The sequence below is a fragment of the Enterococcus sp. 3G1_DIV0629 genome, from assembly GCF_002141285.1.
In the GTDB taxonomy this organism is placed as follows: Bacteria; Bacillota; Bacilli; order Lactobacillales; family Enterococcaceae; genus Enterococcus_B; species Enterococcus_B lactis.
Genome location: NZ_NGLI01000001.1, coordinates 163,513 through 188,619 on the forward strand (window position 1 = coordinate 163,513; position 25,107 = coordinate 188,619).

Sequence of the window (25,107 nt, forward strand, 5' to 3'; positions counted from 1 at the left end):
TCAGTGTAAAAAGATGCTTTTTTCGTCAAAGGAACCAGCCTTTGCGTATCATATTATGAAAGCAGATTTTATTTGGCTGTTTTCTATCCTGTTTATTATTGAAAAAGCCAGTAGCCCTAAATGCAGAAATCATCCAAGGAGAAAAAGAGGTATCTTGGGATGATTTGACGATCATTTAGGAAGGTAGAGACGGAACAGAATGGATTACAAGAAAAGAGTACAACAAATGTTCCTAGATTCAGGAGTAGTATTGAAAGAAACAACACTAGAAAAAATCGAATATACAGTTTTTAGTATCGAAAAGGCTTAGTATATCTTTATGTCGAAGGAAAAGAAACAAAAAAACTTTCCTGTACTATTCCAAAGGGGCAAGAAAGTTACTATACGGCAAAAAAAGAAATCATACTTCACGTTGGAGACCAGTACACGATCGAACCAACTATCAAACACTGGTTCCAGGCAGGTGCAACAGGCGCGGTTATCACCGAATGTTCTTCCAGTAGTGATGATCCAAGTGATAGTTTTATGAATCCAGCTATTTATCGTTAATACAAAGGTTTGAGAACAAGCTGATGAACCAAAATGATCAAATTTCGATCATTTGGTTCGTCGGCTTTTTTATTTAGAGAAACATCAGGCGTTGGTGAAACATAACACGAGAATAAAATGGATTTTTCATTAATAGGAGAAAGAAGTGTGTGACGATTTAAATAATGCGTGTTATTGACATGCAGGACGAAATCCCAATTTCTTCTATAAGTAAGTCGTTTCAATTTTATATTTACTAGTTATTTATTTTTTTTGTTACTGTAAAATAGCTGAAAAATTCTTTTTTTGTAAATACTATATATAGTGGTGTTTAATCTATATACCACTAAAAAACTACAAAATCTAGTCTTTTATTTTAAAAAAACACGTGTAGAATGAAGATAGACTTTTGAGTTAGGGAGTGTTTTTTTATGAAACTTACTGTTTTTTGCGGTTCCCGTTTTGGCAATAAAGAAAGTTACAAATTTATTGCGCAAACGTTAGGAAAATATATGGCACAAGAAGAAATCGAACTGGTTTACGGTGGTTCATACTCCGGGATTATGGGAGTGATTAGTAAAACAGTACTGGAAAATAACGGAAAAGTCACAGGTATCTATCCAAATGGCCTTTTTGAAACTGAGCTGCCTGGGAAAGATGTTACTACATTTATTCCTACAGAGACGATCGATGAAAGAAAGGTATTATTATTTGAAAAAGGAGATGCTGTCCTCGTTTTTCCTGGAGGTCTAGGTACATTGGAGGAATTTTCGCAACTTCTTTCTTGGATAGCGATCGGCCTGACGCCTGATAAGCCAATCGGAATATTGAATATTGGCGGTTATTACAGCGGCTTGCAACAATTATTAGAAACTTTTGCAAAAGAGGATTTTATGGATAAAAAATGGTTGGATCAAGTGATCTTTTCCAACAATCCATTGGAACTGGTCAATGAATTACGAGCAGTATCTATTAAAAATCAGTTATTATTGAAGGAGGCAAAATAATGAGTCAAATATATTTAGCAGGACCATTTTTTTCAGAGGAGCAAATCGATCGAGTAAGTCGTATCGAAAAAGCGTTGGAGGAAAACAAAACAGTTACAAGTTTTTACTCTCCACGTCATCACCAAGAAAGCAATTATGAACTATTCAGTGCTGGTTGGGCGCAAGAAGTATACGAAAAAGATATGGAAGAGTTGACAAATGCAGAATTTGTTGTTGCTATCCTTGACTTTGAGCATCAAACAATCGATCCAGGAACGGCTTACGAATTAGGTGTGGCAACTATGTTGAAAAAACCGATGATCATCGTACAAGAAGAGACGGTACCTACGAACTTGATGATCACACAAAGTCTCCACACGTATTTAAAATCAGACCAAGCTGTACGTGAATATGATTTTGAAAAATTGCCTGTTGAAACTTACGTAGGCGAGTACTTATAGAAGAGGAAGGGTTGTATGTCAGTGATTTTGATTTCAGGAACGATTGGTGCAGGTAAGAGCAGTTTGACGGATATGCTTGCAAAAGAGATTGATTCTAAACCATTTTATGAAAATGTCGAGGATAACGAAGTATTGCCGCTTTTTTATTCAAATCCTGAGCAGTACGCATTTTTATTGCAAATCTTCTTTTTGAATAAGCGATTTTTAGCAATGAAAAATGCTTTAGTGAACGATGACAATGTGCTAGACCGCTCCATCTACGAAGATAGTCTGTTGTTCCATCTAAATGCTGATTTAGGTCGGGTAACGGATATCGAAGTACAGCAGTACGATAGCTTATTAGATACGATGCTAAACGAGTTAGATGATGTTGCTCCAAAAAAACGGCCTGATTTGATGGTCCATATCAAAGTTTCTTTGGACACGATGCTAGAACGTATCAAAAAACGCGGGCGTGACTATGAACAACTAGAAAGCGATGAAACGTTATACACCTATTACGAAACATTGAACACCCGCTATAATCAATGGTATGAGGATTTTGATGTATGTCCTAAAATACAAGTGGATGGGGATACATTCGATTTTGTAGAAAATCCAGAAGATGCAAAAAAGGTGATTCGTCAGATCCAAGAAAAATTAGCTGAATTGGAAGGAAAGCCTGCTGGAAAATATTTTACAGATAATCAGCATGCGAAAGGTCAAGAATTAGGCTAAAAATAAAAAACCAAACGACGGGAAAGAAAAATTACTACGTGATGTAGAATAAGTCTTTCTATCGTTTGGTTATTTTATATTCAAAGATGTGAAATAAATAAAACGTTACTCTTTGATTCGTGAACTGAAATGATCCACAGTTTGTTTTACTGATGAAGCTTAATCAAAGGAAGAAGCTGAGTTTGAAGTTCATAAAAATCAGCCATAGTGAGTTTTGCTTGATTTTGCTTATCTTCTTTTGCTTTTTACATAATTTTTGACAGGATAAGATTCAAACGATTTAAAAGAATCTTTGACTAGTTTGTGGCAATTGTCGCATATACTCAAACTTCCTTGATCATTAAATTCTGTATGGATATTTTTGTTGTTATTACATGTACAATAATCAGGACTATCGATCATCCATTTCGTCTCCTTTACAGTCATCTTGCTTCTTTACTATAGCAGAAAAGAAGGGGAGAAACAAAAGAAGATCCAACAGATGGCACTATAGACTGTAGATGTTGCCATCCTCATCCTTCAAACGGTAATTACCGATTTTGGTAAATGTGACTGTTGCTTCTTTTTTATTTTCTTTTCCTGAAATAATATATTCGTCATCTTTGGTAGTGATCTTAATATCTGTCAGCACTGTTTTTTCTTCAGATGATTCAGAAGAATCAGTTCCTTGTGTCTGATACGTGCGTGTCCATTCCATTTTTTTATCTGTAAATGTCAACTGTCCCGCGGATAAATCCATATCTTTACGTACTTTTAGCGTATATACACTGTTAGTGATATCTGCTTTTTCCGCTTTTAAGACAGAAGAATCGGTTGTTTCGTCCGAGGATTGGTCAGAGCCGCCAAACAAATCACAGCCAGTCAATGTCAAAAGTCCCGCAGACAAAATAAATAGTACGATTAATTTCTTCAAAATACTTCCCCCATTTGATAGGATAAAGAAATTATACCATTGGAAAGTAAAACTTCAAACGGATGGAAGAGAAAAAATTCACAAAATACCATTAAATAGAATAAATTTTCAAAAGTCATAAAAAATCCACCACTTTCAGAAAGCGTTTTTAAAAAATGTGTTGCAATCTTTTAGAAAAATGCTATATTAAAAATGAACCGGTTCAATTTTAGAATCTAGGAGATGAAATAATGAAAGTCGTAGACAGACTATCTGAAAAAATGCTACCAATCGTATCTAAGATGAGTAGCCAGCGGCACTTGCTGGCCATTCGAGACAGTTTTATCGTTACTATGCCGTTAGTAATGGCTGCTTCTGTCATGGTTTTGCTGAATGCTCTGATTTTTTCAAATGCAACAATCCAAAGAGTACTTGATCTAAGTCCATTGGCTGAACTTGCTTCAATCGTGAATAATGGTACGATGAGTATTTTAGCTATTATCGTGTGTTACAATATCGGCTGGAATTTGGCAACCCATTATATCCAAATAGGCGTGATTGATGATCCATCATTTAGTCCTGTTCATGCAGGAATTCTAAGTACAGCCGTAATGTTTATTTTGATGCCTTTATCAAGTACAGTCACTTTGTTGGACGGAAATACAGCAGAAGCTACAGGGGTTTTCTTACAAAGTCTGACTTCTTCGTCTGGCTTAGCAACGGCGATGATTGCTGCCCTTGTCAGTACAGAATTATTTATCAAATTAGCGAAAATGAAGAGTTTTAAAATCAAGATGCCAGAAGGAGTTCCACCGGCAGTAGCCACGTCATTTAATTCTTTAGTACCAGAAATAGTTGTCATTTTATTTTTTTCAGTTGTCGTTTTTACTTTAAACCATACGACTGGTTTGAATGTTCCGCAATTAATTGAATTAGCGATTCAGACGCCATTGAAAGCTTTTGTTTTATCCGTCCCAGGCATCTTATTTTTACAGTTTTTCTCTGATTTCTTATGGGTGTTTGGGATGCATGGTTCGAGTATTTTGGCTCCTATACGGCAAGCACCTTTGTTACAGTCTATTCAGGAAAACATGGATGCTTTTTCAGTAGGAAAAGAAATTCCTAATATTATTACGGAGCCCTTTACCAATGCATTTGGATTGATTGGAGGTGGCGGGTGTATTTTACCGTTAGTTATTGCTATCTTGTGGGCTTCTAAACGTCAAGAACAGCGATCGATCGCTAAATTTGGTCTGACTACTTGTTTATTTAATATTACGGAACCAATTATGTTTGGATTGCCAGTAGTCATGAATCCAATATATATGATTCCTTGCGCTATTATACCATCTATTAACTTGATTATTGCCTACGCAGCCACAAGTCTTGGAATCATCAGTAAAACAGTTGCTGCTGCACCTTGGATCACTCCGCCGGTTATACAATCTTTTATTGCTACAGGAGGCGATATACGAGCAGCAGTCTTAACAGTAATACTTATCATTCTAGATGTATTTTTATTCCTGCCATTTGTATTAGCCGCTAATAAGGCAAAATTGGCAGAAGGAGGATATTAAGGTGTACGATTACCCGTATCAAAACCCAAAGTTAACCATCCGCCAAAGAGTAGAAGATTTACTTTCGCGGATGAATATTGCTGAAAAAGTAGGACAGGTAAACCAGCATTTGTATGGTTGGGAATGTTATGAAAAAAATGGAGACAAGATCGAATTAACAGAAAAGTTAAAAGAACATGTTAAATGGGGAGGCGGTCTGGGTGCCTTATACGGTCTGTTTCGCTCTGATCCGTGGTCTAAGACAGATTATAAGAATGGGATTCCTGCAAAAGAAAGCTGGAAGGTGGCTAATCTACTCCAAGAATATGTACTACAGCATTCGCGATGGAAAATTCCTGTTTTGCTTGTGGAAGAATGTCCACATGGTCATCAAGGTTTGGATGGGATTTCTTATCCAACGAATATCGGCCGTGGAAATACCTTCAATGTAGCGTTATTAGAACAAACGAGCCGATTGATGGCAAAAGAACTGGCTGCTAAAGGTGTTCATTTAGCGCTGGTTTCGACTTTGGATCTGGCAAAAGATCCTCGTTGGGGAAGGACAGAAGAGTGTTTTGGGGAAGATCCGATTCTCTCAGCTCGTTTTTCTGAAGCGGTTGTTCGAGGGTTTCAAGGAGAGATTATTTCAGAAAAAGTTTCTTTTCTTGATCAGACAGTAGAGGAAATCAATAAGAAGAAGGAGCAGATCGGTGTTGTGTTAAAGCACTGTATCGCACAAGGAGAAGCTTTAGGCGGTCATAATTCAGGCACAGTGACGATTGGACGCAGAGAGTTTTCCGATATTTACGGACCATTATTGAAGAGTACAAGAAATGCAGTAGGTGTCATGGCTGCTTATAATGATATCGACGGGGTACCTTGTCATATCAATCGAGCGCTTTTTGAGCAAATATTAAGAAAAAAAATCGGTTATCAAGGGATCGTTATGGCAGACGGTGTTGCTTTGGATCGTTTATCCGATGTTTTTACAGATAAAAAGACTGCTGCAGCATATGCATTAGCGGCAGGAATCGATCTAAGTTTGTGGGACGAGACCTATACCAAGATTGCAGAAGCCATTGATGATCAAGTCGTAGATGAACAGCTACTAGATCAAGCAGTTCGCCGAGTTTTATCTGTCAAATTTTTATTGGGTTTGTTTGAACAGCCGTTTGCAAACGATCCAAAGGAGTATTGGGATCATCTCATGGAGGAATCAGAGCACTTAAATTTAGAGACAGCAAAAGAAAGTATCACTTTACTAAAAAATGACGGTATATTGCCGTTGGATCAAGAAGTAAAAAACATTGCTGTTATAGGACCAAATGCTCACGATGTATACCACTTGTTGGGAGACTACTCTGCACCACAAACAGAAGACCGTTTGAAAAAAACGATAGTACAAGAAATAAAAACAGAGTTTCCACAATCAACGGTTTCTTATGCACAAGGATGTGAAGTAAGAAATCAGGAGGATCAGGAAGAAAAATTATTAGAAGCGGTGACCCTTGCTCAAAACTCAGATGTGATCATTGCAGTTCTAGGTGGATCAAGTGCGCGGAACTTTGATATGGAATTCCTTCGTAACGGGGCAGTTTCATCGAAAGGGATCAACATGGATTCTGGAGAAAATGTAGATGTTGCTTCTCTTTCTTTAGGTGGATACCAAGAACAGCTGATCGAACAATTGCATCAACTAGGCAAGCCAATCATCATGATACTTGTGCAAGGAAGACCCTACGATTTGATGAAAATCGAGTCATTTACGAATGCCATTGCAACAGCATGGTTTCCTGGACAGGAGGGTGGAAAAGCCATTGCACAGATGATTTCTGGAAGAAATAACCCAAGCGGACGATTGAGTTTGTCTTATCCTAGAAATAGTCAGCAACTACCTGTTTATTACTATCAGCGTGCTGCTTCTAAACAAGAGAATTATTATGATTTAAGCGGCAGTCCATTTTATCCTTTTGGACATGGTCTAAGCTATACAACATTTGAATACAGTCAGATGGAAGTCAAAACGGATATTGACAAAGTAATAATATCAATTAAAGTTAAAAATACAGGAAGTGTTTCAGGTAAAACAAGTACTCTTGTCTATGTCCGATTAATTGACGGCGCTGTCATCCAAAGAACGAAATTATTGAAAGCTTTTCGTAAAGATGAATTGCAATCTCAAGAGGAAAGACTGCTTGTTTTTGAACTCACTTCTGAAGACTTTAGTTATATGGATATTGATGACAAAAGGCATTATGCAAAGAAAGCGGTCATCATGGTCGAACAACAAGAAAGAGAAATCAAATGTAACTGGCAGGAGTGAAAATGTATGGCATCGATCCGTGACGTGGCTAAGATGGCTGGTGTTTCAGTGGGAACAGTTTCCCGCTATTTAAACGGTCAGCAGCTGAAGGAAAAGAATATGGAAAAAATAGCAGAAGCGATTTCAGCGTTGGACTATAAAGAAAACATCATTGCTAAAGGGTTGAAGAATAATCGAAGTTTCTCTATTGGACTTTTGATAAACGGGATATCTAGCCGTTTTGGTTCGGAGGTTGTTTCAGGGATCGAAAGAGTAGCTGAAGAAAATGGGTATAGCTTATTATTAAGCGGGTTTGCCGATCAGCCAGAAAAAAACGAACAAAAAATTGAATACCTGATGAAGCATGCAATCGATGGGTTGATCGTCTTCTTATCAGAAGAAGAGTGGTCTGGATTTGAAATGCTGACAAAAATGAGTATCCCAGTTGTCGCATTGAATTGTCCGGATGGGCCAGCAGGTATTGATACAATAGTAGTGAATGATCGAGAAAGTGTAGCAAAAGTGATTGCTCATCATGGCGAACAAGGACATAAAACAATAGGATTTATTGCTGCCGCTCAAACAGATTACGTAGCAAGAGAACGTTTAGCTGGAGCTAAAGAAGCGGTACAAAAGGATCCGTCTATCCATTTAGAGATCTTTACAGGAGACTATTCTAGAAAAAGCGGCTATTACGGGGCAAAAGCATTATTAGAAAAAGGGGCAACTGCTATTTTTGTCAGCAATTACAATATGTCGATTGGTGCCATCGAATGTTTCAATCAAGAAGGTGTCAGAATCGGGAAGGATATTGCGTTCAGTCACTATGATTATTTAGATAAAAACGATCTGAGTATCCTTCCGAAAATCACGATCACGCCACCAACAGATAAAATCGGGGAACGAGCAGCAGAGCAGCTGTTGAAACGAATCAAAAAAGAAGAGGAAGAAAATGAAAAAGTGATTGTGATGGAAAATATCATACATGGAATCAACTAAAAAAGAAAAAGAGGTGCTTTGATGAAAAGATATCAATTTCCAGAAAATTTTTGGTGGGGCTCTGCAGCAAGTGGTCCACAAACAGAAGGAAGAATTTCAGGCGATGGAAAAGGAGAGAACATTTTTGATTATTGGTACAAAAACGAACCGCAAAAGTTCTTTGATCAAGTAGGACCTGAAAAAACCTCGCAAGTTTATACGAAGTATCAAGAGGATGTACAGTTGATGAAACAGACTGGGCATAATTCATTTCGAACCTCTATCCAATGGAGCCGTTTGATACCTGATGAATCTGGAACAATCAACGAAGAAGCCGTTCGTTTCTATCATCGCTATTTTGATGAGTTGATTGAAAACGGTATCGAACCCTTTGTTAATCTGTATCATTTCGATATGCCGATGTATCTGCAAGAAAAAGGCGGATGGTTGAACCGAGAAACGGTTGAAGCTTATGAAAAATACGCAAAAAGTTGTTTTCAATTGTTTGGTTCGAAAGTAAAAAAATGGTTTACCCATAATGAACCGATCGTTCCAGTCGAGGCAGGTTATTTGTATCGATGGCATTATCCGGAAGAATCAGATATGAAAAAGGCAATCCAAGTTGGTTATCATGAAGCGTTGGCTTCAGCGTTAGCCATCAAAGCTTACCATGAAATGGATCAAAACGGTGTCATCGGAATCATCTTGAATTTGACACCGAGTTATCCAAGAGACGAATCAAATCCCGAAGATGTTAAAGCAGCACGAATAGCAGATGCGTTCTTCAATCGTTCATTCCTTGATCCAGCTGTAAAAGGTGAGTTTCCAAGTGAATTGATCGAGAAAATAAAAGAACTCGATCTAATGCCGGAGATCCATCCAGATGATTTGACGATCATTAAAGAAAACACAGTAGATCTTTTGGGAATTAATTATTACCAGCCACGCCGAATAAAAGCAAAAGAAACACCAATCGATACTAAAAACGGTCCTATGCCTGAGGATTACTTCGACAATTATGAAATGCCTGGTCGTAAAATGAATCCTTATCGCGGATGGGAGATCTATGAAAAAGGAATCTATGATATTTTGATCAATGTACGAGATCATTATGGGAATATCGACTGTTTTATTTCTGAAAACGGCATGGGTGTAGAAAATGAAGCACGATTTATCAAGGAAGATGGTATGATCCACGATGATTATCGGATCGAATTTGTTCAATCTCATCTGAAATATGTCCATCAAGCCATTCAAGAAGGTGCCAATTGTTTAGGTTATCATATGTGGACATGTATGGATAACTGGTCGTGGACCAATGCCTATAAGAATCGTTACGGTTTTATTTCGGTAGATTTAGCACAAGATGGAAAAAGAACGATCAAGAAATCGGGTCATTGGTTCAAAGATGTATCGGACAGAAATGGATTTGAAGCTTAAAGAAAGAATAGCCAAGAGAGAATGTATAAAAGTCCCTATTCTTACCGCTTCAGGAAAAAGAAGTTCAATTATTTACGATCTTTTTCAACTTTTTTGTCTTTCTATTTCATTTTTTGTATATAATAGAATAGTCAAAATTAAATAGGAGTGGAGGAAGGCATGAGGAAAAAAAGACCGTTTCTTCTCTTTTGGTTATTCGGTTTTTTCTTACTGCTTATTTTATCCGCAGCATTTTCAGGAAAAATGACAGCAGATCTTGCTCAGAAAGAAACAGAAAAAATCGTAGCAAGCAAAGAATCAGTAGATAATTTCAAAAAAGAATTCTCAACTTATTGGTGGGAGGAATATAAATTAACTGCCAATTACGAAAAAGGTGAATTGGACATCTATTTGCCGAAAGGAAAAGAAGAAAATCAATTTATCAATATCGATGACGTACTTAGTGCGATTTCTCTCAGACAATATCAATTCAAAGACAAACATTTGGCCGTTTTGCTTTTGACTCATGATGGCGACAAGGTAGCTCGTTTGAAAAATGGAAAAGTGGTCACAGCTTATTCTGAAAAAGTGGACAAAAAAGTGGTGGCCGATCGATTAGCGGAATGGAAAAAGACCAATGAACAAGTCAAGAAAACAACTGCTTCTTCTCAAAAAAACGAGTCGACAGGAACAAGTCCTTCAGATTCTGGCAGTGGGCAAACGATAACGGGAAATGAAGAAAATCAAGCTTCAATCATTACGAATGAGTCATCAGAAGGACAATATCAAACTTATGGGCAATGAAAAACAGAGGTTGTGACAGAAGTGGTCAGCTTCAAGAAATAAGAAGCTGCGACAAGAATTTTGTCACAGCCTTTTTTTTGTACGAATACCGAGAAACTGGCTTTTAAATACCGTGGAGTGAAGCGGTCACCACAAGACTTTTAGCTCTTCATTAGTTTAATCGCTTACATCGCAGCGGTTTTATGCTGTGAAAAGTGGACGGAATAATCTTTAGAAAGAATAAAAAAATCTTAAGATAACAACTTTTTTAGGAAATTTTCATTTTTCAGGAGCAAAATAAGAAAAAATGTGAATAGAGAGAAGTGATATACGTGACACAACTTAAAAAATTGTGCCAAAATCGTTTAGCAATCGTTTTGACAGCTGTTTTCTTTTTCTGGCTGAAGACGATCATTGCCTACTATGCAGATTTTTCATTAGGTGTGGAAGGTACGATCCAGTACTTTATCTTGTGGATCAACCCAATTGCGACTACCTTATTGTTTTTTGGCCTTTCTTTGTATATTAAAAAGCCAAAGCCAGCGTTAGCTATTCTTTTGATCATTGATATTTTAAATACGCTTTTGTTGTACTTGAATATTATTTTTTATCGGGAATTCACAGATTTCATTACAGTCAAATCTGTATTAGGCTTTTCGAAAGTGTCGCAAGGATTGTCAGGAAGCTCCTTTTCTTTGATGAAGCCCCATGATGTCATCTACTGGCTGGATATCGCTGTGTTCATTGGGCTACTGGTTTGGTTGAAGGTCAAGAAAATGCCTATAAAAAGCAACCCTGTCAGCAAACCGATGGCTATCGCTGTTACCTGTCTTTCAGGATTGATTTTTTCAGGAAATCTAGCGTTGAGCGAAGCCAACCGTCCACAATTACTGCAGCGGACATTTGACCGTTCCTATATTGTCAAATATCTAGGAATCGATGCGTACACTATTTATGACGGGATCAAAACAGGAATGACTAGCAGTGTTCGCGCACATGCAAGCAGTAATGGAATTGATGAAGTTTTAGATTATACAAAGAAGCATTACGCAGAGCCAAATCCTGAAACATTTGGGCTCGCTAAAGGAAAAAATGTGATTGTCCTTCATTTAGAAAGTTTTCAACAGTTTTTGATCAATATGAAGGTAGACGGACAAGAAGTCACGCCATTTTTAAATAGTATTTTCCAGAATCAAGCAACGATCAGCTTTGACAATTTCTTTCATGAAGTAGGACAGGGAAAGACAAGTGATGCTGAAAACATGCTGGAAACTGGCACATTTGGTTTACCTCAAGGCTCATTATTCACAGAACTTGGGTCAGATAATGTCTTTCAAGCAGCACCAGCGATCCTTGGACAAACACAAGGCTACACAAGTGCTGTTTTCCATGGAAATGTAGCTAGTTTCTGGAATAGAGATCATGTATATAAAAATTTAGGGTATGACAATTTCTTTGATCGATCTTATTTTGATGAATCCGACGAAACGTTAGGTTATGGGATATTAGATAAAGATTTATTCAGAGAATCTGCCCAATATCTTGAGCATCTACAACAGCCGTTTTACACGAAATTTCTTTCCGTAACCAACCACACGCCTTATTATACGGATGACAAGAATTTCGACTTTCCATCTTTGAATACTGGCAATAGCACAGTAGATAATTATGTTCGAACGGCACATTATCTGGATCAATCATTGGAACAATTTTTTACGTATTTGAAAAAATCTGGTATTTACCAAAATTCAATCTTTGTGATTTACGGGGATCATTTTGGGATCTCGAATACAGATAATAAAGATTTAGCAAGTGCTCTTGGTAAAGATCCAGATACATGGGATGAATTTGACAACGCACAGATGCAACGAGTGCCATTGATGATCCATATGCCTGGTTATACTAAAGGGACAGTCAATCATGAATACGGTGGAGAAATCGATGTTTTGCCGACATTACTACATCTATTGGGAATCGATGATAAAGATTATCTTCATTTTGGTACAGACTTATTATCTTCTCAGCATGATCAAGTAGTTGCTTTTCGAAATGGGAACTTTGTGACACCCAAATACACCGTCTTAGGAGGAAAAGCTTACAATAATCAGACAGGAGAAATCATCGATACGAAAGCAGCAGGAATCGACGAGGAAATCTCCAAAGATCAGGAAAAAGTCAAGACTGCGTTAAGTCTTTCAGATAAGCTGAATCAGGAAAATCTCTTGCGGTTTTATGTGCCAAACGGATTTGAGACGATTGATCCGAAAAAATATGACTATAAAAACGAAGCGGAACGTAATGAAGCAATCGAAAAGCAAAAAGGTGAACATTCGACCAGTGTCTTTTCAAAAAACGGCAATAAAACAACGACTAACCTATATCCAGTAACAGGAACCCATGCGGAGCAGCAAAAAAATACTCAATAAACAATCAAACCAACCTTCAGGGATTAGACAGCAGTCTCATGCTTGAAGGTTGGTATTTTTTATGAGAAAAACATTTTTTTATTTTTTTCGTGTATTTTTCTTTTTAACGTATCTATTTATTGAATGCGGAAAATTTAAATTGAAATAATCATTCCTCTTATTGGCAAGCATTCTGGAAAAGCCAAGGGTTAATTTCAATTAAAAAAGGAGAACTATTATGTATGATGGAGAATTGATCAAGAAACTTCGAGTCAACAAAAAGCTGACGCAGTCCCAATTAGCGGAAGGAATCTGTTCTAAAACTTCGCTAGTCGGGATCGAGACAAATTCAGTGAAAAAAGTATCATTTGGAACATTGAAATCATTTTTAGAGCGAATGAACATGACACTTGCCGAATATGAATGGATACGAAATCAGCTTGATGAGCCAAAAAAATTAAAGAAAAAAAGACGAATGCTAGATCGGATTCAAGAAGACAGCTTTGATCCTTACAAAGAAATTGCTAATAACCGCAGGCACTATAAGAAAACAGAAGATCTGTACTATTTGGTTTTGAATCTGCACATGTCCAAAAAAACAGAAGTATCTGAGACGGAATTTGAATTTTTGCGTTATGAATGTCGTATCATTGAAGAATATTTGATGCAAGTACCAGAGTATGGGCAATTTGAAGTATCTATTCTAGCTGATTTTCCTTGGATATTCAGTGATCGGTTTATTGAGAATAATTATTTGAAAATCAAAAAAAGAATGCGACGAATCGCGCAACTGAATAATCACGAGCAGTATCTTTTTACTTTTTTGACGAATTTGACTTTGTTTTATATAGAAAATGGTCGCTTAAAAAAGGCACGTAGCGTGAATGAAGATATGAAACGGAGTTTAGCGCATAAAGAAAGAAGTACAGTGATTTATGAAACATTGATGGTGGATTATTATCAACGACTGATTTCCGCTGCTTTAGGGGAAGAAAAATCGGAAGACTACCAAGAGTTTTTCGCAGTGATCGAATATACATTAGGGAAGAATCAAAGGAATTCTTTAGAGAAAAAACTGCTGGCCATTGCTAAACCCAGCAGTTAGACCAACAGTTTAGGATTTGTATCACTTCGCCGCTTTTTCAGACGGTTTGTTTGTATCGAATGGTGGGAAAAAGCGGGCGATCTCTTTTGTTGCAGCATCACGGGAATCAGAAGCATGGATGATGTTTTCAGTTCCCGGCAGTGCATAATCTCCTCGGATCGTACCTGGAACGGCATCAGCCGCTTTTGTTGCTCCGACCATCTTACGGACGATATCAATCACTTCCTCGCCGACCAGCACAAGATAAACGACCGGACCAGAAGTCATGTAATCGATCAGCTCATCAAAAAAACTGCGTTCAGTCAAGTGCTGATAATGCTCTTTTGCTAGTTCAGGTGTCATCGTTGCAAATTTCATTTCAGCAATGGCCAGTCCCTTTGCTTCAAAACGTTGGATGATGCTTCCGACCAAATGGCGTCTTACGCCGTCTGGCTTGATAATAACAAGTGTTCGTTCCATAACAGCACCTCGTTTCCTACTATAATTCTATTATAGCGGGAGGTGGAAAATGAGACAAATAAAACTGCGTGAGACAGGAAATATAACGCGTGTATTTTAAAAAAGTATGAAAAACATGGAAAATTAATTTGACATCCTCTTTTTTAGTTGTTATATTAACGAAGGAAAACCGAATAGGATTTGTTAGGTGAGGCTCCTATACAAACATAGGCTACTGCCCAAAAACGTCGAGAGACGCCAATGGGTAGAACAGGAATTGTCGAGATAAGGCTTTTCATAAGGTAGCTAAAAGCAGATATCTGCTTTTTACGTTGTACAGTGTCAAAACTCAACGATGAGATCTGAGAAGCTTTTTTTGATTTGCTTTTTCAAACCTTTCGCTGAGTATTTGGCGAGAGGTTTTTTTGTTGCCGTAAATCCCATCGGTGAAAAAACAAAAAGGGGGGTGAGCGAGTTGGGAAAATAACTATTCGAAAAATGATTGGAAGTCATGAATTAAAATTACTTAGTGAAGGAGATGAGAACAAATGGATGACAGTCATTCGAAAAACAAGGATTTAGAGGAAAGGCCAGGGCTATTATCTATCTGTTCTCAGCCCCTTTCAGCATTTTCTCTATCGATCCGATAAATAGCAAAAGACCAAAAACAGCGAGAACAGCTGTCTTTTGGACACAAAGGAGAGATCGAGATGGAAAAAAAGAAAGATACACAAAAAATCTATGCAGCTTTTGCTGGAAAAACGAAGCAAGAATTATTTGAATTGTTCCATGCATCAGCAAATGGATTGTCAGAAGAACAAATCGAGCGTTCAAGAGAAACTTATGGTGAAAATGCGATTTCATATGGCAAAAAAACACCATTCATTATAGAAATATTGAAAGCATACATCACACCCTTTACATTAGTGTTGATTGCATTAGGAATTATTTCATTCATTACGGAATACGTATTAGCCGCTCCAGGAGATAAAGATCTCTTCGGTGTAGCCATTATCTTCACTATGGTTATCGTCAGTGGGACGATGACGTTGATCCAGTCTGTGCGTTCTAATCAAGCAGCTGAAAAACTGAAATCACTTGTGAAAGTAACGGCAGCTGTCAAACGAAATGGCGAATATACTGAGATTCCTATGGAAGAAATTGTCTGCGGAGATCTTGTTCGGCTTTCAGCAGGAGATATGATACCAGCGGATATGCGTTTATTGTCCGCAAAGGATCTATTCATTTCCCAAGCAGCACTGACAGGGGAAAGCTATCCAGTAGAAAAGCATGCGAAAGTATGTGAAGACGATCAGCAAAGCGAAACAAGTTATGAAAATCTTGTCTTTATGGGAAGCAATGTCATCAGTGGAAGCGCGGAAGGAATCATTGTTTCTGTCGGAAATGAAACACTATTTGGGCATGTAGCAGAAACGCTATCTGAAAAACCCATCCAATCAAGTTTTGAATTAGGCATCCACAAAACATCCATGCTGCTGATCAAATTTATGTCATTGATGGCTCCAGCAGTTATCGTTATCAATGGGCTTACAAAAGGAGATTGGTTAGAAGCTTTTCTTTTTGGATTATCTGTAGCAGTTGGTTTAACGCCTGAAATGCTTCCAATGATCGTTACGACGAATTTGGTCAAAGGAGCAAGTGTGATGGCCAAAAAAGGAACAGTCATCAAAAATTTAAATGCTATCCAGAATTTTGGTGCAATCGATGTGTTATGTACGGATAAAACGGGGACATTGACACAAGATAAAATCATTCTTGAATATCATATGGATTGTGAAGGAAATGAAGATGATCGTGTTTTGCGCCATGCTTATCTAAACAGCTACTATCAAACAGGGCTGAAAAATTTGTTAGATGTGGCTATCATTGATGAAGCAGCAGAAACTTTAGATACAGATACGATCAATTATCAAAAAGTAGATGAAATTCCTTTTGATTTTGAACGTCGCCGTATGAGTGTTGTGGTCGCTGATCCAGCTGGCAAAACACAGATGATCACAAAAGGCGCGATTGAAGAAATGTTGAACATTTCTAAATTTATTGATCTTGGTGGTACTGTCGCACCATTAACAAAAGAACGAAAAGAAGCGGTGCTTGCAAAAGTACAATCACTTAATGAAGACGGCTTGCGAGTGATTGGTGTCGCACAAAAGACCAATCCAAGCGTTGTTGGAGAATTTTCAGTCAAAGATGAGTCAGACATGGTTCTGATTGGTTATCTTGCTTTCCTTGATCCGCCAAAAGAAACAACAAAACAAGCGTTGAAAGCTTTAAAAGAACATGGTGTAGCTGTAAAAGTTCTGACTGGGGACAATGAATTAGTCACACGGTCTGTGTGCCGTCAAGTAGGCCTAGAAATCAATGAATTGATTACTGGTGAGAAAATCTCAGAAATGAATGATCATGAATTAGCGCAAGTAGCTGAAGACCATGAAGTATTCGTAAAATTGAATCCTCAGCAAAAAGCACGTTTGACGACAGCTTTACGTAAAAATGGTCATACTGTCGGATTTTTAGGAGATGGTATCAATGATGCTCCAGCAATGAAAGTGGCTGATATCGGTATTTCCGTGGATACAGCTGTGGATATCGCAAAAGAATCAGCAGACGTGATCCTTTTAGAAAAAGATTTGACGATTTTGGAAAGAGGCCTTCTTTCTGGACGAGAAACTTTTGGAAACATCATGAAATATATCAAGGCTACAGCAAGTTCTAATTTTGGCAATATGTTTTCCGTACTGATTGCCAGTACGTTCTTACCATTTTTACCAATGTTGCCTTTGCAACTTCTGTTTTTGAATCTGATCTATGACGTTTCTTGCATTTCCTTACCATGGGATCGGATGGATAAAGAATATTTGGATGAGCCAAAGAAATGGAATGCATCTAGTATTGGAAAATTCATGGTTTATTTTGGTCCAACAAGTTCGATTTTTGATATCACTACTTACTTGTTGATGTATTTTGTTATTTGTCCTGCTGTAGTTGGTGGAAGTTTCCATACATTGGATAGCTCACAACAAGTGATTTTTATCGCATTATTCCATGCAGGATGGTTCGTCGAATCCCTGTGGACACAAACATTAGTGCTCCATGCATTGCGTACACCGAAAATACCATTTATCCAAAGCAATGCAACATTTGCCATGCTAGTTATCACTACATTAGGAATCATTGTTGGTTCAGTCCTTCCATTCACAGGATTTGGTGCTGAGTTAGGCTTGATGCCGCTCCCTGGAAATTACTGGTTATGGCTGCTTGTAACAGTCGTCGCTTATCTGGCGCTTGTGACAGCTGTGAAGAAAATCTATATCCGCCGATTCCAAGAGCTCTTATAAGTGATACGGCTGGCTCTATGCTTCTGTTCATTTTGGATCAGTCATGCTAAACTAGGTGTATTGTTTTGGAAAGGATTAATGTATAGATGAAAGGTGCAATATTTGATTTAGATGGTTTGTTAGTGGATACGGAAAGAACGTATCGGGATGGTTGGCTTTGGGGATTCCAGCAATTTGATATTCATATCCCGAAAGGAATCGTTGATGCTTGGGGCGGAAAAAACTGGAAACAAAGTTTTGATATTTTAGTGCAGGCAGCAGGCAGTCCTGAAAAAGTGCAGGAAGTCCGAGCAAAGCGTGAAGAATATTTTTATCAACAGCTGACAAGTGGAGCTATCCAATTGAAACCCTACGCAAAAGAAATATTGACAGACTTAAAAGAACGTCATATGAAACTAGGGATTGCTACGACAACTGTTACGAAAAGAGCAACAGATATCTTGGATCACTTTCAATTAGCCGATTACTTTGATACGTTTACGTTCGGAGATGAAGTATCGGAGAACAAGCCTTCACCAGTCCCTTATCTGACAGCTTTGGAGCGAACAGGATTAGAAGCTCCTTCAGCTTTTGCAGTGGAAGATTCTTTAGTAGGAGCGACAGCCGCTTCACGTGCAGGACTAGGCGTTGTTTTGATACCCGATTCCAGTTTTGTTCGAAATTATAGCGTCGAAGAGAAGGAAAAATTGAACCTTCTTGCGGAAGGGAAAGATCTTCGAACTGTTATTGAAATGTTAGATAAAAAAACAGAAAAATAAATATAGAAAAAATAATTTGAATTTCATGCTTGACTTTTCAGTTTTCCTCCTGTAGATTAATCCCAACAACAAAATATTGATTTCGTTGAGAAGGAAAGTAAGTTTGGAAACTTTGCAGAGAGGCTCTGGCTGGTGAGAAGAGTCAAGTAAGAAAAGCTGAAAATGGCCTTGGAGAATAATTTGTCGATAAGTAGGCAAATTCGGAAATGTTCGACCGTTAAAACGAACGCCAATCTCTCTTTTTGAGATGTTGGGCTTGAGGGAAGGAAACTTCCGAAAAAAGGTGGTACCACGATACGTCGTCCTTTTACTGACATAGTTTATGTTAGTAAAAGGATTTTTTTTTGAATATTATTTGCATTGAAATGGTAAGTACGATAGAAGAACCTTTGACAGAGAGCTTCGGTAGCTGAGAAGAAGCAAGGAACGACTATTGGAAAATGGCCATCGAGCAATTCATCCCGAGCATAGATGTAAGGCGATGACGGCTGCGACCGATATCTTGCTAGAGTATGATGGTACTTGAAGAGGAGTTGTGTGTGAACACAGCTTGAACATGAGGTGGTAACACGCAAAAAGGCGTCCTCAAGAAAATGACTATTTTTCATTTTCTTGAGGATGCTTTTTTTATAGACAAGGAGGAATGTTAATGATTGAATTGCGAGATGTTTCTGTATGTTTCAAACAAAAAGAAAAAGAGATACAGGCAGTAGATTCTGTAGATTTAACGATTGAAAAAGGGGATGTTTATGGGATCGTCGGTTACTCAGGTGCAGGAAAGAGTACGTTAGTCCGCGTGATGAATTTGTTGCAGAAACCAACAGCAGGAGAAGTCATCGTCAATCAGACGAATTTAAGCCAGCTCTCTCCAAAAGAATTACGAAAAGAAAGAAAGGCCATCGGTATGATCTTTCAGCATTTCAATCTAATGGAAAGCCGAACGATTTTTGACAACGTAGATTTTTCTCTAAAGTATTCTGGAAAATCAAAACAGGAACGTCGTCAAAAAGTGAATGAACTACTGGAACTTGTCGGTCTGGAAGAAAAAGCATCTGCGTATCCTAAACAATTGTCGGGGGGACAAAAACAACGAGTGGCAATCGCGCGAGCTCTGGCAAATGAACCTAAAGTGTTGTTATGCGATGAAGCAACTAGTGCACTTGATCCGAAAACGACCCTTCAGATCCTTGCACTGTTAAAAAAATTAAATCGTCAACTAGGTCTAACGATCGTCCTGATCACTCATGAGATGCAAGTTGTCAAAGAAATCTGCAACAAGGTAGCGGTTATGGAAGCGGGGAAAATCATTGAAAAAGGTAGCAGCATCCAGATTTTCAGTCATCCTGAAGAAGAATTGACTAAAGATTTTATTCGGACAGCGACACACCTTGACCAAGCATTGGAAACAATCAGTGCCCATGCTGCTTTTGCCGATCAGATTGCAAATAAATGGTTGGTGGAATTAAGTTATATCGGCAACCAGACGAACGAACCTCTAATCGCTCATCTTTACGGCAAGTACCAAGTAACAGCGAATATCTTATACGGTAATGTAGAGCTATTACAAGAAACACCCTTAGGAAGTTTGATCGTTACTTTAGCTGGAGAAACCAAACAGCGGCAAAAAGCATTGGATTATTTGATCAAATCTGGTGTAAAAATAACTATTTTACAAAAAAATGAATTAGATAACCGTATCAAAGTCATCGAAGGAGGAAGCTAAAATGACTGAATTTGTTAAAACATATTTGCCGAATGTCTATTTGATTCCGGATGAATTCATCGAAGCGACAAAGCAAACACTATATATGTCTTTTTGGACGGCATTCATTGGTGGGATTATCGGAATCATCTTAGGTGTGACGTTAGTAGTGACGCGTCCAAATGGATTACTAGCTAACAGGCTGTTGTTCGAAATACTTGATAAGTTGATCAATATCATTCGTTCCATCCCTTTTATTATCTTGCTTTCCCTTTTAGCTTTGACTACTCGTTTCTTAGTTGGAACGACGATTGGTGCCAAAGCAGCTTTAGTCCCTTTGATTTTTGGCGTTGTCCCGTTTTTTGCCCGTCAAATCGAGAATGCACTGCTAGAAGTTGATCCTGGGGTGATCGAAGCAGCAGAAGCGATGGGCACGAGCCCAATCGGCATCATTTTACGTGTTTATTTGTTAGAAGGGTTACCTGGTATCATTCGGGTCTCAGCGTTGACGATTATCAATGTGATCGGACTGACTACCATGGCCGGAGCAGTAGGTGCCGGAGGATTAGGGAATCTTGCTATATCGAGAGGATATAATCGATTCCAAACAGATGTAACGATTGTCGCTACATTATTGATTCTGGTCTTAGTTTTTTTGAGTCAATTTATCAGTAATCAACTGATTAAAAAAATCACACATTGAAAGTGGAGGAGAAAAAATGAAAAAAATTATTCGTTTTGTAGTCATTACATTTGTAGCAATTATTTGGTTGGCAGGGTGCAGCCAAGGAAAAGCAGCTACAACTGACAAAAAAGAAACTACCGTAAAACTAGGGATCATTGGGGAAGATACAGATGTATGGGACGATGTGAAAGACCGTTTGAAAAAGGAAAACATCCATTTGGAATATGTGAAATTTACAGATTACAATCAGCCAAATGCGGCTTTAGCAGATGGATCGATCGATTTGAATTCCTTCCAACATCAATTCTTTTTAGACAATTACAATGAAGAACACGGAACTGATTTAGTATCGATTGGGAATACGGTTAATGCACCGTTGGGAATTTATTCCAATACGTTAAAAGATGTGGCTGATATCAAAGATGGAGCGAAAGTTGCAATTCCTAATGATGTCACGAATGGCGGCAGAGCTCTTCTGTTATTGCAAACTGCTGGATTGATCAAAGTGGACAAGGCAAAAGGCCAAGCGCCAACTGTTTCTGATATTACCGAGAATAAAAAAAATCTAGACATTTCTGAATTAGATGCTTCCCAAACAGCACGTGCTTTGTCAGATGTAGATATTTCAGTCATCAATAGCGGTGTAGCTGTAGATGCTGGATTTAATCCCACTTCTGATGCAATCTTCTTAGAACCAGTTGATAACCATGCACGTCCTTATGTCAATATCATCGTTGCAAGAAAAGAAGATGAAGACAATAAAACGTATCAAAAAATAGTAGATGCCTATCAAACAGAAGAAACAGCCAAAGTAATCGAAAAAACATCAAAAGGTTCAAGTGTACCTGCGTGGGAAACATTCGGGAGAAAATAAGAAAAAAACGACTAGCATAGGAGGAAATTTTTATGACAACAACACTCTCAACAAATCAATTGAAGGATTTGATCCAATACCGTTTACCAGAATATCAAGCACTTGCACTAGCTATCCACGACCATCCTGAAGTAAGTAATTATGAATTTTATTCCTCAGCAGCTTTAATCAAACAATTGGAAAAAGAAGGGTTCTGGGTAGAAAAAGAAGTAGCTGGGCACCGAACAGGTTTTGATGCACGTTATATTTCCAATAAACCAGGTCCGACAATTGCCTTTTTGGCAGAATTTGATGCTTTACCAGGTATTGGTCATGCATGCGGACATAATTTATTTGGTACTTACTCCGTATTAGCAGCCAGCATAGTGAAACAATTCATTGATGAGATTGGCGGAGAAATCCGTGTGTATGGTACTCCGGGGGAAGAAGGAGGCGAAAATGGATCAGCTAAGGGCAGCTTCGTTCGGGAAGGGTTTTTTGAGGATGTCGATGCAGCATTATGTGTCCATCCAGCTTTTCGTTATGGGAAAACGACAGAATCTTTAGCAAATGATCCAGTCGATATCAAATTTTACGGTGTCGCTTCTCATGCAGCAGCAGCACCTGAAAAAGGAGTAAATGCTTTGGAAGCCTTGATCCAAGTGTTTAACGGAATCAACGCTTTACGCTTGCAATTGCCAAAAGATGTTAATATCCATGGAATCATTACAGATGGAGGCGTGGCGGCCAACGTCATACCAGACTACGCTGCTGGACGTTTCTATTTACGTGCAGGAAATCGACAAACATTAGACAAAGTATATGAAAAAGTGGAAAATATCGTACGAGGCGCTGCATTAAGCACGGGTACGACTTTTGAGTTTGGATTGTTCCAAAATGCAGTCGATGATGTCATCGTCACGCCTTCTTTCGATAACTTATTCTTCCAACATGCAAAAGAAGCAGGTGTGCCTGATGAAGAAATAGAAACGGAACAAAGAACAAGTCTAGGTTCTTCTGATGTAGGAAATGTCAGCCAAGTCATTCCAACGATACAACCTACTGTAGCAATCTCTGAGACATACATTGCCGGACATACAGAAGAATTCAAAGCTGCTGCTAAAAGTGAAAAAGGACTTGCTTCTATTGCGATTGCAGCGGAATTACTTGCCAATACAGCTCTAGATTTATTGAGAGAACCCAAGCTATTAGAAAAAATCAAACAAGAACATCAAGAAATAGTAGCAAGAAAAAAACAAGAGGGCGCTACTTTCTAGTAAAAAGATAAAGTTGTGAGTGAAAGTTATAAAAATAATTTTCAGAAAAATGAAAAAATATTTTCTTTTTCATTGACAAATAATCTTATGGAAGGTAAACTTCATACAAGTCAACTTTTCACGCAGTAGCGGTTAGGTGTTTTGTTCAGAAAGTCGGTGGTCGCTGCGAACCGATCAAGCCTAATTGACGAATTACATGGAAAGTCCATACATTTGAATAATCGTTTGAAAGTGAAAAACAGATCTGTTTTTAATTAAGGTGGTACCGCGGAGTCATTCGTCCTTAGTTGAAAGCAGGTCTTTTTATTTTTATAAAGGAGGAATCGCGGATGAATTGTGGCGGAGTAATCCGATATCTTAACTTTTTTAGAACATAAGAACAACTAAAAAAGGAGAGATTATCATGGAAAAAAAAGGAACACCAAGTTTTTTAGAAGCAACACTTGTATTAATGGTCATTGTTTTAGGCATTGCGATTGGCGTAGTCGGATTAAAGGTTTCACCTAATATCACGATTTTAGCAGCTATCGGAATGGTCATGTTGTACGCAGTGATAAAAAAATACCCGACAGATTGGCTGCACGAAGGGATCATCAATGGCATCAAACCGGGGATCATTCCAATCTTTATTTTTATTTTAGTCGGTTCATTGATTGCTGTATGGATACAAGCAGGAATTATTCCAACCCTCATGGTCATTGGATTTAAATTGATCAGTGTCCAGTGGTTCGTCCCTTCTGTATTTGTTGTTTGTGCAATCGTAGGTAGCGCTGTAGGGAGTGCCTTTACGGTTATGTCAACGATTGGGATTGCATTTTTTGGTATTGGGACAACACTAGGACTAAATCCAGCCCTTGTAGTTGGAGCCATTGTTTCAGGTGCCGTTTTTGGAGACAAGATGTCTCCATTATCCGAATCAACAAATTTAGCAGCAGCTATTGTTGATGCCGATTTGTTCAAACACATCAAGCATATGATGTGGTCGACTGTTCCGGCATTTGTTGTTTCTTTCTTTTTATTCATGATTTTAGGACACACAAGTAAAGCCGCAAGTCTTTCATCTATTCGTGAAGTGACCGATATTCTAGAAGTAAACTTTACTATTTCAATCTGGTCACTGATTCCTCTATTTTTAATGCTCTTGTGTGCATGGAAAAAGGTGCCGGCAATTTTGACGATTTTGTTGAATATCGCTGTAGCAGTAGGAATGATCTTTATTCAAAACCCACAAACTTCCTTAACGAAGTTGGCAGGGGTCATCGAATCTGGATTTGTTTCAAATACTGGAAACCAACAAATCGATTCACTACTTAGCCGTGGAGGAATCGAAAGTATGATGCCAACTGTGTCATTGATTATTCTAACATTGTCATTAGGTGGTTTGTTGATCGAATTTGGGTTGATTTCAACCGTTATGGAACGAGTATCAAGAAAGATGACGAACACTCCAAAATTGATTTTTACAACATTGATGACAAGCATCGGAGTAAATATCTTTATTGGAGAACAATTTCTATCTGTTATCCTGCCTGGTAATGCATTTAAAGAAACTTACGAAAAAGCAGGCTTTGATCCAACTGTATTAGGGAGAACACTAGAAGATGGTGGAACAGTAATCAACTACTTAGTGCCTTGGGGGATCGCCGGAAGTTTCGTAGCAAGTACATTTGGCATTCCTACACTCACTTACTTGCCATTCGTGTTTTTCAGTTTGCTTTCACCTGTGTTTTCGATGGTCAGTGCCTTTACAGGCTGGGGGATCTCAAAGAAATTTGTGAAACCGCAAGAAGCAGTAAGCAAGACAGCGCAATTAGAACAATAAAAACGTAAAAAGGAACTGCAACAATTTTTGTCGCAGCTCCTTTTTTCAATAGCTCTAGCTATTCAATATAAATAGAATAAA

20 protein-coding genes, 1 riboswitch and 2 other annotated features are annotated in these 25,107 nt (G+C 38.2%); of the genes, 18 read left to right on the forward strand and 2 right to left on the reverse strand.

What is annotated here, in order from left to right; translation table 11 throughout:
• Positions 1–402 precede the first annotated feature (402 nt).
• The 4 genes from A5816_RS16680 (at position 403) to A5816_RS00785 (ending at position 2,692) form a co-directional block, all read left to right on the forward strand.
• Positions 403–549 (forward strand): hypothetical protein, encoded by a 147-nt coding sequence (locus A5816_RS16680; RefSeq protein ID WP_323748461.1) that lies wholly within the window; start codon positions 403–405, stop codon positions 547–549.
• 410 nt (positions 550–959) lie between these two features.
• Positions 960–1,535, forward strand: coding sequence for a TIGR00730 family Rossman fold protein (locus A5816_RS00775; protein WP_002293608.1), 576 nt, complete (start codon positions 960–962; stop codon positions 1,533–1,535).
• Positions 1,535–1,975, forward strand: a complete 441-nt coding sequence (locus tag A5816_RS00780; RefSeq protein WP_002308312.1) for a nucleoside 2-deoxyribosyltransferase — start codon at positions 1,535–1,537, stop codon at positions 1,973–1,975. Before A5816_RS00775 ends, A5816_RS00780 begins: the two co-directional genes overlap by 1 nt.
• A gap of 15 nt (positions 1,976–1,990) precedes the next feature.
• Entirely contained in the window at positions 1,991–2,692 is a 702-nt protein-coding gene (locus A5816_RS00785; protein ID WP_002293604.1) for a deoxynucleoside kinase, read from the forward strand.
• A gap of 487 nt (positions 2,693–3,179) precedes the next feature.
• Here the strand turns inward: A5816_RS00785 and A5816_RS00790 are convergent, their stop codons facing one another.
• A complete protein-coding gene (locus tag A5816_RS00790; protein WP_002373688.1) occupies positions 3,180–3,605 on the reverse strand; it encodes a hypothetical protein in 426 nt (141 codons plus the stop codon).
• Between the two features lie 230 nt (positions 3,606–3,835).
• Between A5816_RS00790 and A5816_RS00795 the strand changes: the two genes are divergently transcribed.
• The 7 genes from A5816_RS00795 (at position 3,836) to A5816_RS00825 (ending at position 14,132) form a co-directional block, all read left to right on the forward strand.
• Positions 3,836–5,161 carry a PTS sugar transporter subunit IIC gene (locus A5816_RS00795; protein ID WP_086310481.1) on the forward strand — a complete coding sequence of 442 codons (1,326 nt, stop codon included), beginning with the start codon at positions 3,836–3,838 and terminating at the stop codon, positions 5,159–5,161.
• 1 nt (position 5,162) lies between these two features.
• Entirely contained in the window at positions 5,163–7,463 is a 2,301-nt protein-coding gene (locus tag A5816_RS00800) for a glycoside hydrolase family 3 N-terminal domain-containing protein (protein ID WP_086310482.1), read from the forward strand.
• A gap of 6 nt (positions 7,464–7,469) precedes the next feature.
• The gene (locus tag A5816_RS00805) at positions 7,470–8,441 is read left to right on the forward strand and encodes a LacI family DNA-binding transcriptional regulator (RefSeq protein WP_086310483.1); all 972 of its coding nucleotides are present in this window, start codon (positions 7,470–7,472) and stop codon (positions 8,439–8,441) included.
• Positions 8,442–8,462: 21 nt separating this feature from the next.
• Complete coding sequence (locus A5816_RS00810) at positions 8,463–9,860, forward strand: glycoside hydrolase family 1 protein (protein ID WP_002373680.1); 1,398 nt, start codon at positions 8,463–8,465, stop codon at positions 9,858–9,860.
• A 159-nt stretch (positions 9,861–10,019) separates the two neighbouring features.
• Entirely contained in the window at positions 10,020–10,643 is a 624-nt protein-coding gene (locus A5816_RS00815; RefSeq protein ID WP_086310484.1) for a hypothetical protein, read from the forward strand.
• 311 nt (positions 10,644–10,954) lie between these two features.
• Positions 10,955–13,048 (forward strand): LTA synthase family protein, encoded by a 2,094-nt coding sequence (locus tag A5816_RS00820; RefSeq protein ID WP_086310485.1) that lies wholly within the window; start codon positions 10,955–10,957, stop codon positions 13,046–13,048.
• Between the two features lie 217 nt (positions 13,049–13,265).
• On the forward strand, positions 13,266–14,132 hold the full coding sequence (locus A5816_RS00825; protein ID WP_086310486.1) for an Rgg/GadR/MutR family transcriptional regulator: 867 nt from the start codon (positions 13,266–13,268) through the stop codon (positions 14,130–14,132).
• 21 nt (positions 14,133–14,153) lie between these two features.
• Here A5816_RS00825 and ndk read toward each other — a convergent pair whose 3' ends face one another.
• Complete coding sequence (ndk, locus tag A5816_RS00830; protein WP_002308328.1) at positions 14,154–14,591, reverse strand: nucleoside-diphosphate kinase; 438 nt, start codon at positions 14,589–14,591, stop codon at positions 14,154–14,156.
• Positions 14,592–14,763: 172 nt separating this feature from the next.
• A riboswitch (M-box (ykoK) riboswitch) is annotated at positions 14,764–14,938 on the forward strand.
• Between the two features lie 342 nt (positions 14,939–15,280).
• On the opposite strand from ndk, the gene mgtA reads away from it, so the two are divergent.
• From mgtA to nhaC, 7 genes are all read left to right on the forward strand, one after another.
• Entirely contained in the window at positions 15,281–17,929 is a 2,649-nt protein-coding gene (mgtA, locus tag A5816_RS00835) for a magnesium-translocating P-type ATPase (RefSeq protein WP_002374024.1), read from the forward strand.
• 86 nt (positions 17,930–18,015) lie between these two features.
• Positions 18,016–18,687 (forward strand): HAD family phosphatase, encoded by a 672-nt coding sequence (locus tag A5816_RS00840; protein WP_086310487.1) that lies wholly within the window; start codon positions 18,016–18,018, stop codon positions 18,685–18,687.
• Positions 18,688–18,763: 76 nt separating this feature from the next.
• Positions 18,764–18,997: a binding site (T-box leader), on the forward strand.
• Positions 18,998–19,038: 41 nt separating this feature from the next.
• Positions 19,039–19,277, forward strand: a binding site (T-box leader).
• Between the two features lie 59 nt (positions 19,278–19,336).
• Positions 19,337–20,410 (forward strand): methionine ABC transporter ATP-binding protein, encoded by a 1,074-nt coding sequence (locus tag A5816_RS00850; RefSeq protein WP_086310488.1) that lies wholly within the window; start codon positions 19,337–19,339, stop codon positions 20,408–20,410.
• A 1-nt stretch (position 20,411) separates the two neighbouring features.
• Positions 20,412–21,092: a methionine ABC transporter permease gene (locus A5816_RS00855; protein ID WP_002374019.1), complete on the forward strand. Its 681-nt coding sequence runs from the start codon at positions 20,412–20,414 to the stop codon at positions 21,090–21,092.
• Between the two features lie 16 nt (positions 21,093–21,108).
• Positions 21,109–21,948: a MetQ/NlpA family ABC transporter substrate-binding protein gene (locus tag A5816_RS00860; RefSeq protein WP_086310489.1), complete on the forward strand. Its 840-nt coding sequence runs from the start codon at positions 21,109–21,111 to the stop codon at positions 21,946–21,948.
• 32 nt (positions 21,949–21,980) lie between these two features.
• Positions 21,981–23,204, forward strand: a complete 1,224-nt coding sequence (locus A5816_RS00865) for a M20 family metallopeptidase (RefSeq protein ID WP_086310490.1) — start codon at positions 21,981–21,983, stop codon at positions 23,202–23,204.
• 403 nt (positions 23,205–23,607) lie between these two features.
• Positions 23,608–25,026, forward strand: coding sequence for a Na+/H+ antiporter NhaC (nhaC, locus tag A5816_RS00870; protein WP_086310491.1), 1,419 nt, complete (start codon positions 23,608–23,610; stop codon positions 25,024–25,026).
• Positions 25,027–25,107: the final 81 nt, after the last annotated feature.

Excerpts from the sequence above, each read along its gene's own strand:
- A5816_RS00860 (WP_086310489.1), top strand. The coding sequence starts at position 21,109 with ATGAAAAAAATTATTCGTTTTGTAGTCATTACATTTGTAGCAATTATT.
- mgtA (WP_002374024.1), top strand. The coding sequence starts at position 15,281 with ATGGAAAAAAAGAAAGATACACAAAAAATCTATGCAGCTTTTGCTGGA.
- ndk (WP_002308328.1), bottom strand. The coding sequence starts at position 14,591 with ATGGAACGAACACTTGTTATTATCAAGCCAGACGGCGTAAGACGCCAT.
- A5816_RS00795 (WP_086310481.1), top strand. The coding sequence starts at position 3,836 with ATGAAAGTCGTAGACAGACTATCTGAAAAAATGCTACCAATCGTATCT.
- A5816_RS00825 (WP_086310486.1), top strand. The coding sequence starts at position 13,266 with ATGTATGATGGAGAATTGATCAAGAAACTTCGAGTCAACAAAAAGCTG.
- A5816_RS00815 (WP_086310484.1), top strand. The coding sequence starts at position 10,020 with ATGAGGAAAAAAAGACCGTTTCTTCTCTTTTGGTTATTCGGTTTTTTC.
- A5816_RS00850 (WP_086310488.1), top strand. The coding sequence starts at position 19,337 with ATGATTGAATTGCGAGATGTTTCTGTATGTTTCAAACAAAAAGAAAAA.
- A5816_RS00865 (WP_086310490.1), top strand. The coding sequence starts at position 21,981 with ATGACAACAACACTCTCAACAAATCAATTGAAGGATTTGATCCAATAC.
- nhaC (WP_086310491.1), top strand. The coding sequence starts at position 23,608 with ATGGAAAAAAAAGGAACACCAAGTTTTTTAGAAGCAACACTTGTATTA.
- A5816_RS00775 (WP_002293608.1), top strand. The coding sequence starts at position 960 with ATGAAACTTACTGTTTTTTGCGGTTCCCGTTTTGGCAATAAAGAAAGT.
- A5816_RS00785 (WP_002293604.1), top strand. The coding sequence starts at position 1,991 with ATGTCAGTGATTTTGATTTCAGGAACGATTGGTGCAGGTAAGAGCAGT.
- A5816_RS00855 (WP_002374019.1), top strand. The coding sequence starts at position 20,412 with ATGACTGAATTTGTTAAAACATATTTGCCGAATGTCTATTTGATTCCG.
- A5816_RS00810 (WP_002373680.1), top strand. The coding sequence starts at position 8,463 with ATGAAAAGATATCAATTTCCAGAAAATTTTTGGTGGGGCTCTGCAGCA.
- A5816_RS00840 (WP_086310487.1), top strand. The coding sequence starts at position 18,016 with ATGAAAGGTGCAATATTTGATTTAGATGGTTTGTTAGTGGATACGGAA.
- A5816_RS00805 (WP_086310483.1), top strand. The coding sequence starts at position 7,470 with ATGGCATCGATCCGTGACGTGGCTAAGATGGCTGGTGTTTCAGTGGGA.
- A5816_RS00780 (WP_002308312.1), top strand. The coding sequence starts at position 1,535 with ATGAGTCAAATATATTTAGCAGGACCATTTTTTTCAGAGGAGCAAATC.